The following is an 8,335-nucleotide window of genomic DNA, read 5'->3' on the forward strand; positions in this document are numbered from 1 at the left end:
CAGCTGATATCGATAATGGTTCAAGTGATGTTTGTGGTATTGATAGCATGATATTAGATAAAACCACTTTCGATTGTACAAATGTTGGAGTAAATACAGTAACACTAACTGTTACCGATGTTAATGGGAATTCAGCATCAGAAATTGCTACAGTAACTGTCGAAGATAAAATAGCTCCAACTGTTATTACAAAAAGTATAACTGTTCAACTTGATGTTACAGGAAATGCAACTATTAATGCTACGCAAATAGATAACGGTTCTACAGATAATTGCGGTATTGATACGATGATTCTTGATAAGACAACTTACGATTGTACGAATGTTGGAATAAATAATGTGACACTTACTGTTACGGATAAAAATGGAAATTCAGCGACTGGAACTGCTGTTGTTACTGTAAAGGATTTGATTGCCCCAAATGTTATAACCCAAAATATAACTGTCCAGCTAGATGCTACAGGAAATGCAGCAATAATTCCAGCGCTGATTAATAATGGTTCTAATGATGCTTGTGGTATCGATATGTTGGTACTCGATAAAACAGCTTTTACTTGTAGTGATATTGGAACAAATACCGTAACACTTACCGTTACAGATTTTAATAGAAATTCAGCGTCTGGAACTGCTGTAGTTACTGTAGAGGACAAAATAATTCCAACTGTGGTAACGCAGGATATTACAGTTCAGCTCAAAGTAACAGGAACTGTGAGTATTACTGTTAATGAGATAAATAACGGCTCTACAGATAATTGTACTATCGATAAAATATTACTCGATAAAACCACTTTTGATTGTAGTAATATAGGAGTCAATACAGTAACACTTACCGTAATAGATCAATCAGGAAACAGAGGTTCAGCAACAGCGATTGTAACAATTCTTCCTATTCCAGAGCCAACATTCCCGAGTCTTACACAAGAATTTTGTTTAATAGATGCGCCTACAATAAGAGATATAGCTGTAAATGATAGTACTAATTTAAAATGGTTTATCGATGCTACATCAGCCCAAAGTCTTTCATTAAATTCAAGTATAATTAGCGGAACCTATTATGCGGCTACAAATTATGGTAATTGTTATAGTAATCGTATTCCTGTTACAATCATTGTTAAAGATGCATTAGCTCCCACAGGCAATGATGTGCAGTATATATGTAAAGAAAAAGAAGCAACAATTACTGATCTTATTACAAACGAGCAAGAGGTGTTGTGGTACGAAACCGCAACAGGAGGTGTTCCTGTGGCATCGACTACAATTTTAGAAGATAAACATAAATATTACGCATCTTACATAGGAGCAGAATGCGAAAGTTCTAAAAGGCTAGAAGTAGAGATTATTATTAGGTATTGTGATGTTGTGGTTTATAACGGAATTTCTGCCAATGGGGACGGAAAAAATGATTCCTTTTTTGTAGAAGGAGCCACAACTTTTCCTGATAATAAACTAGAAATTTTTAATAGTTGGGGAAGTTTAGTTTACGAAGCTAGTCGTTACGGACAAGACGATAATCTATTTAAAGGATTTGGTAATAAAGGATTAGGAAACGGTACTGGTTTACTTCCGTACGGAACATATTATTATGTATTTAGCTTTACAAATCATGATAATAAGCGTATTACAAAAACAGGCTTTTTGCATCTAAATCCTTAATTCACAAAATCAAAAAAACAAATGAAATTTAATTATATACTAGTACTGGCATTTACATTTACACTATTTTCTGCCAGAGCTCAACAAGATGCTCAATTCTCCGATTATAAGCTAAATATGTCGAGTTTTAATCCCGCTTTTGCAGGTTTTTTTGACGGAAGCGTATTACTGATACATCGAACACAATTTGCAGGATTTGATGGTGCACCCGAAAGTCTGAACTTAAATGTCAATATTCCGCTTACAATGAATATGGGAGCAGGAATGAATGTTTCAAGTGAAAAATTAGGTGTAACCGAAGAATTAATTTTGACAGGAGATTATTCCTATACCATTTTTACAGACGAAATAAATATGCTTTCGTTTGGTTTAAAAGCAGGTTTTAATGTCCTTAATGTAGATTATACACGTCTTGATGTACAGAATACAAATGATTTAAGTTTTGAAAATAATATAGAAAACAGAATATCTCCAAGAATAGGAGTTGGATTTTTATTCAATACACCAAATTGGTATATAGGATTATCTACGCCCAATTTTATCAAAGAAAGTTATGATCCAACTGTTGCAGGAATATCGGTAACAAAACCTCAAGTTTATTTTACAACAGGATATCAAACTGCGCTAACACATGAATTGTTATTTAAACCATCTATACTAGCAAAAGAGGTTCAGGGATCACCATTGGCAATAGATTTTGCTCTTAATTTTGAGTTTAAAGAAAAGTTCAGATTTGGAGCATCCTACCGTTGGGATTCGGCTATAACTGGAATAATAGGAGTTAATTTGCTTCAGGATTTTCAAGCCGGATATGCTTATGATCATAACATAAACGGATTAGGCAAATATGCGCCGTCATCGCATCAATTTTATTTAAAATATACATTTAAACAGTCTAAAAATATGCGTAGGGAATGTGGTTGTAGCTTTACAGATCCTGCTAATAACCTTGGTTTTTAATCTTTTATTCGCTTAGCTTAAAAGATAAATATCCACACAATCTATGATTAAGATTATTGTGTTTTAATTATTTTATAAGTTTTAGTTTACGAATAAAAAATAGAAATTAGGTTATGTTGCGAGTTAAAGTTTAAAGTATTTTGCTTTGTTTTTTAACGTATTAAAGGTTTTATTTATAATTCATTAACGTACGTATAACATCAGGTTTGATTAAATTTATAGTATAGAAATTATAAATAAAATCTTATGAAAGCAGTACGATATTATGGACACAAAGATGTTAGAATTATAAACGATCTAGAAAAACCTTCTCCTACAGGAGATGAAGTATTATTAAAAATCGGTGGAGCAGGAGTATGTCATTCGGATTTACATGTAATTGATGGAGGATTAGTTTCTGGTGCAATATTTACTTTAGGGCACGAAAATGCAGGATGGGTAGAAGAAGTAGGAAAAGATGTAAAGGGATTTAAAAAAGGAGATGCAGTTTTGGTATATGGACCTTGGGGATGCGGACATTGCAAACCATGCCAACATTCGCAAGAAAACTATTGTGATCATCACTCTGAGCAAGCTTATGGAGGTGGTTTGGGATTAAATGGTGGTATGGCAGATTATATGCTTGTACCTTCCTCTCGATTATTGGTCCCAATTCATGATTTAGATCCTGTAATTGCTGCTCCGCTTACAGATGCAGCATTAACACCATATTCAGCAATAAAAAGATCATTGCATAAACTTATGCCAGACGAATATGTTGTGGTTATTGGAGTAGGAGGGTTAGGACATGTTGCATTACAAATTTTATCCGAAATGTGCGGATCAACAATTATAGCTTGTGATATAACTCCCGAAAGACTTGAATTTGCAAAACAACTAGGAGCAGTTCATGTCGTTAACTCTACAGATAAAGATGCTGCCGAACAAATCAAGAAAATCACTGGAATAAAAAAAGCAAAAGTTGTACTTGATTTTGTTGGTGCTACATCTACAATAGATTTAGGTACAAAAATTATAGGTTTAGATAGCGATTTAACCATTGTTGGGTTAGGAGGAGGAAAGTATGAATACAATACCGGTTTACCCGTTGGCGTAAGCATATTCAATCCTTATTGGGGTTCAAGAACCGAGTTAATGGAAGTAATTGGACTGGCAATACAAAAGAAAATACATATTGAAGTCGAAAAATATAGTTTAGATCAAGCTCTTGAAGTGTATGATAAATTAAGACAAGGAAAAATAAAAGGAAGAGCTGTTTTAGTTCCTTAAATAGATTTAAATTAACACATTAATGACATTGTCTGAAGCTTCAGGACTATGTGTTAAAATAATTACTCCTACAGTTTAAAAGAAATAAGTAGCCCGATTCTAGAATTGGGCTTTTTTATGAACTTTACATAAAAGATTTAACTATACTATAAAAGTAAGTTTTGCTTAATTAAGAATTATAGTATTTTTTAAACAATTTATTTGAAGCATACATCAATCTTTTTTTTAGCTTTGTTTGCAGAATAACTATTTATAAAACGAAAATATATTATGGATACTAGCAAAGAACTTTTATTCTTTTTTAGTGCTTTGGGGGCTTTCAACGGAATTATTCTGGGTATTTATTTCTTCTTTTTTACAAAGAAAAGATACTTCGGAAATTATTTTCTAGGCGCACTCTTACTAGCGTTAAGTATTAGAATTGCTAAATCTGTATTTATATATTTTGATCCAACGTTACCTAAAACCTATCTTCAAATTGGTCTTTCGGCTTGTTTTTTTATAGGTCCGTTTTTATATTATTTCATGAAAGCTTCGGTTAAGGAAATTCATGTAATGCCCAAATCCTGGAAACTGACCCTTATTTTCTGGGCAATACTTATTATTACTGTTGGAATACTGTTTCCGTATAGTGTTTACCCTCAACTTTGGCGGGATTATTTTGTAGAACTTATTTATATTCAGTGGTTTGTATATGTAGTTTTTGCAGGTTTTACAATTAAAGAAGTATTAAAAAAGATTGTAAGCAGAAAACAAAAAGCAAATCCAGCCGAAATGTGGTTTGGTATGATTTACCTTGGTAATACCTTACTTTTTGCCTTCTATTTTCTGGCATTGATTAATGCACCATTTGTTTCTTATTTAAGTGGATCTATAATTTTTTCTTTTATTTTGTATATGATAATTTCTATTCTTTTATACCGAAAAAAGACAGACGATTTATTCTTGCTTAATTCTCCAAAGTATTCAGGAAAGAAAATTGATTCAGCCGAAGAAACAATCTTGTTGCAAAAACTAGAGAATGTAATGGTAGAAAAAGAACTATATAAAAACCCAAATCTTACATTACAAGATTTATCCAAAGAAGTTACTATTTCAAGCCACCAATTATCTCAGTTTTTAAATAACAACGTTGGAAAGAATTTTACCAGTTACGTTAATGAATTTAGGATAAACGAAGCTTGCAAAATCATAACTTCTAACAATAAACTAACCTTAGAATCTGTTGGTTATGATGTAGGATTTAATTCTAAATCAACCTTCTTTGTGGCGTTTAAAAAGCATACAGGAACGACACCTTTAAATTATCAGTTACAAGCTTCATTAGTTTAATTTTTTTCCTTTTAGTTTGACGCTTCAGGTAATGCCATTAAGTTAAGAAAAACGGCTACAATACTGTATCGAATAAATCTCACGCAAAGCCGCCAAGTTTACGCCTAAAACCTTTGCGCTTTTGCGTCTTTGCGCGAAAATAATTAACCACAATTAGATCAAAAGAGCTTAACTTAATGACATTGCGCTTCGGGATAAACCTTATGAGTATGATTTTAATATCGAAAGTGCAGGATTACAGCAATATTAACCAAGTTAGGTTCAATAAACAGAGTGTAGATTTATAAATCCGTACTCCTGATTTCTCTTTGAATGACCTCATACCGCGATTTACGATAGACTTTTGTACTAATAAAAAGTCAAATCTTAATCGTTAAATTTTATGAGAATTCTAATCTTAGTTTTCATTTACATCTATTGTTTACTTATACCATCTATAACTGTAAAAGCACAATCGATAAAATTTCTGTCAGGAAAAGTTACTAATCATAGCAACGAACCCATGATGGGAAATGTTTCATTGTTGTCTGTTCGTGATTCTATTTTAATTAAACAACAGGATTTTTTAGATGGTACTTTTCAATTATCAAATATTAATCAAAAAGAAGTATTGATAAAACTTACTTCTGTAGAATTTGCCGACAAATTCCAGCATATTACTTTCAATGGAAAAGAAAATATAAATCTGGGCACAATACTCGTTAATGGAAATAACAATCTGCTAAATGAAGTTGTTATAAAAAATCAAGCTTCATTGCTAAAATATGGATCTAATGGAACACTTGAGGTTAGCGTAGCTAATACTTTGCTTTCTACCAGTAGTTCGGTAAATGAATTATTGGGCAGAGTTCCAAATGTAATTGTTTCCGAAGGACAAATTAGTGTGTTAGGAAAAGGAGAAGCTATTATTTATTTAAACGGAATTTTAATTAGTAACGAACGTTTTGCAGCAATTCCTGTTTCGCAAATTGCCAAGATTGAAGTTATTTCTAATCCATCATCTAAGTATGATGCCGAAGGAAAAGCGGTAATTAATATCATTACAAAGAAAAACTTTGAGAGTGGAGTTATGGGAACGGCAAGCCAACAGATTACAGTTTCGGAATTTGGAGGGACAAGTACAAATACACTGCTAGATTTTAATTACAATAAAGGAAAAGTTTCTATTATTGGTAATTATGGACTGCAATTAGGTAAAAACAGAGAACTGTTATATACAACCAGAACAAGACCTGATCCTACCGAATTTATGAAATCAGAGCTGACTACAGATTGGAGGCGTAGATTTAATAACTATTCCAACTTTGGATTTGGACTACAATATACTTTTTCTGAATCGAATTATATTTCGTTGGAATATAGTGGGAATATTAATGATTTGGGTGGAGTAGTAGCCAATCGAAATTCGATTGCAACCAACAATAGCAATAGTTTTTATGCTACAGATGTTGACAGAAATGATGTTAGACTCAATCAGTTTGTAAACTTAAATTATAATACAATTACAGATGATAAAGGCTCCTCGTTGTTTGTTGGTACACAATTTTCTAATTACAACGGTTTTACAAGAGATCTTATAGATGAAAATGGTTTGGTTAACAGCCTAAATACAGAGCGATATTTAAAAAACAATGCCGATAATACCATCAATATTATAAACACTCAGGCAGATTATGCAAAAAAAATAAATGAAAGTACAAAGTTAGAAGCTGGTGCAAAAGTAAGTTATGCAACAATCAAAACAAGTTCTGATTTTTTGATTGCTGATGATAAAAATCCTGAATTTGTATTTGATGAAGACCTTTCGAGTGATTTTAAATATGAAGAAAAAATAGGAGCTGCGTATATAAATTACAGTAGTTCTCTAGGAAAAAAGTTTAATTATTCTTTGGGCGCTCGAGGCGAATGGACCAATTATGAATTAAATACAACTGCAGGCGGCAATCAGAAATTCAGGAAAAGTTATGCCGATATTTTTCCTAATGTATTATTGAATATGCCTCTTTCTGATGATCTGAAGTTACATGCTTCTTATGTTTCAAGAATAACAAGACCAAGATATCAGGCGCTCAATCCGTATGTTGTTTACCAGGACCCATTTACAACTATCGAAGGAAACCCTAATCTTAAACCAGAAAAAATTTATGCTTTTGAAATAGGAGCGATGTATAAAAAGTATGATTTTAAAATAGGATACACGTACAAAGTCGATCCTATATCTGGAGCAGCTTTACGCGGTATTAATCCCAATAGTTATATTTTAAGATCATTGAATTTAGATAAAGAAAATAGTTATTTTGCATCGATTTCAAGGTCATTTACAAGCAAATGGTGGAGTTCGACCAATACCGTGAGTATGAGTTACACAAAATCTGTAGACAATACTTATTCATTTACATTAGGTGCAACAAAACCACAAATTTATCTCTATACAAATAATACATTTACCATTCCTGATGTGTTTAAAATTCAATTGCTTGCCTGGTATCTGGGTGATAAAAGCTACGGATTGGGAGATGATAATAGTCGCTCGATAGTAACATTGGGAATCGAAAGAAATTTTTTAAATAATGCCTTAAAATTGAACTTTTCTGCCAATGATATTTTTAAAGGATTTTATGCTTCTGGAAATTATACTGTAGGACAAACCGAGATTTATTATCATAGAACATACACAACAAATTACTATAAGCTTGTTGCAACGTATAGTTTTGGAAACTCCAAAAAAACGGATTACAAGAAAAAAGAAGTGGAACAAACGGAAAACAGCAGAGCAAGGTAGTGATTGTCTTTTGCGAAAATTAACCGCAGAGTTCGCAAAGGATTACGCAATCCCGAAGCGTCTGGAGCAAAGTTTCTCCCCGATGTTGTCATCCTATGTTTGTAATAAAAAAGGATTTCTGTTTTTAGTACATTTATGTTTAGATTTTCAACAGAAGAAAGGGAAAGATAAAAACTAAAAATTGTCATTTGTCATAATAGACTGTTCGAAATGGTAGTTCCTTTCCCTCTCTGCTTTTGAGCTTGGACAGTTCATTAGGCCTGGAGCCTGTATTTAGGATTGATAAGTCAATAGCAGATTTCTTCCGTTTACTTTTTACTTAAAAACAAAGTTATGACAA

The 8,335-nt window shown here is 32.4% G+C and carries 5 protein-coding genes; all 5 read left to right on the forward strand.

Features of this window, described 5'->3' with window-relative positions:
• A partial coding sequence (locus B8T70_RS21980; protein WP_133059420.1) for a gliding motility-associated C-terminal domain-containing protein occupies positions 1 to 1,652 on the forward strand: 1,652 nt, incomplete at its 5' end.
• A gap of 21 nt (positions 1,653 to 1,673) precedes the next feature.
• Positions 1,674 to 2,612: a type IX secretion system membrane protein PorP/SprF gene (locus B8T70_RS21985; RefSeq protein ID WP_086896236.1), complete on the forward strand. Its 939-nt coding sequence runs from the start codon at positions 1,674 to 1,676 to the stop codon at positions 2,610 to 2,612.
• A 246-nt stretch (positions 2,613 to 2,858) separates the two neighbouring features.
• Positions 2,859 to 3,881: an NAD(P)-dependent alcohol dehydrogenase gene (locus tag B8T70_RS21990; RefSeq protein WP_086896237.1), complete on the forward strand. Its 1,023-nt coding sequence runs from the start codon at positions 2,859 to 2,861 to the stop codon at positions 3,879 to 3,881.
• A 270-nt stretch (positions 3,882 to 4,151) separates the two neighbouring features.
• Entirely contained in the window at positions 4,152 to 5,213 is a 1,062-nt protein-coding gene (locus tag B8T70_RS21995; RefSeq protein WP_086896238.1) for an AraC family transcriptional regulator, read from the forward strand.
• A gap of 382 nt (positions 5,214 to 5,595) precedes the next feature.
• Entirely contained in the window at positions 5,596 to 7,995 is a 2,400-nt protein-coding gene (locus B8T70_RS22000; protein WP_086896239.1) for a TonB-dependent receptor domain-containing protein, read from the forward strand.
• Positions 7,996 to 8,335: the final 340 nt, after the last annotated feature.

The organism is Flavobacterium sp. AJR (genome assembly GCF_002156885.1).
Classification (GTDB): Bacteria; Bacteroidota; Bacteroidia; order Flavobacteriales; family Flavobacteriaceae; genus Flavobacterium.

Coding starts and splice junctions, on each gene's coding strand:
- B8T70_RS22000 (WP_086896239.1), top strand. CDS start 5,596: ATGAGAATTCTAATCTTAGTTTTCATTTACATCTATTGTTTACTTATA.
- B8T70_RS21990 (WP_086896237.1), top strand. CDS start 2,859: ATGAAAGCAGTACGATATTATGGACACAAAGATGTTAGAATTATAAAC.
- B8T70_RS21985 (WP_086896236.1), top strand. CDS start 1,674: ATGAAATTTAATTATATACTAGTACTGGCATTTACATTTACACTATTT.
- B8T70_RS21995 (WP_086896238.1), top strand. CDS start 4,152: ATGGATACTAGCAAAGAACTTTTATTCTTTTTTAGTGCTTTGGGGGCT.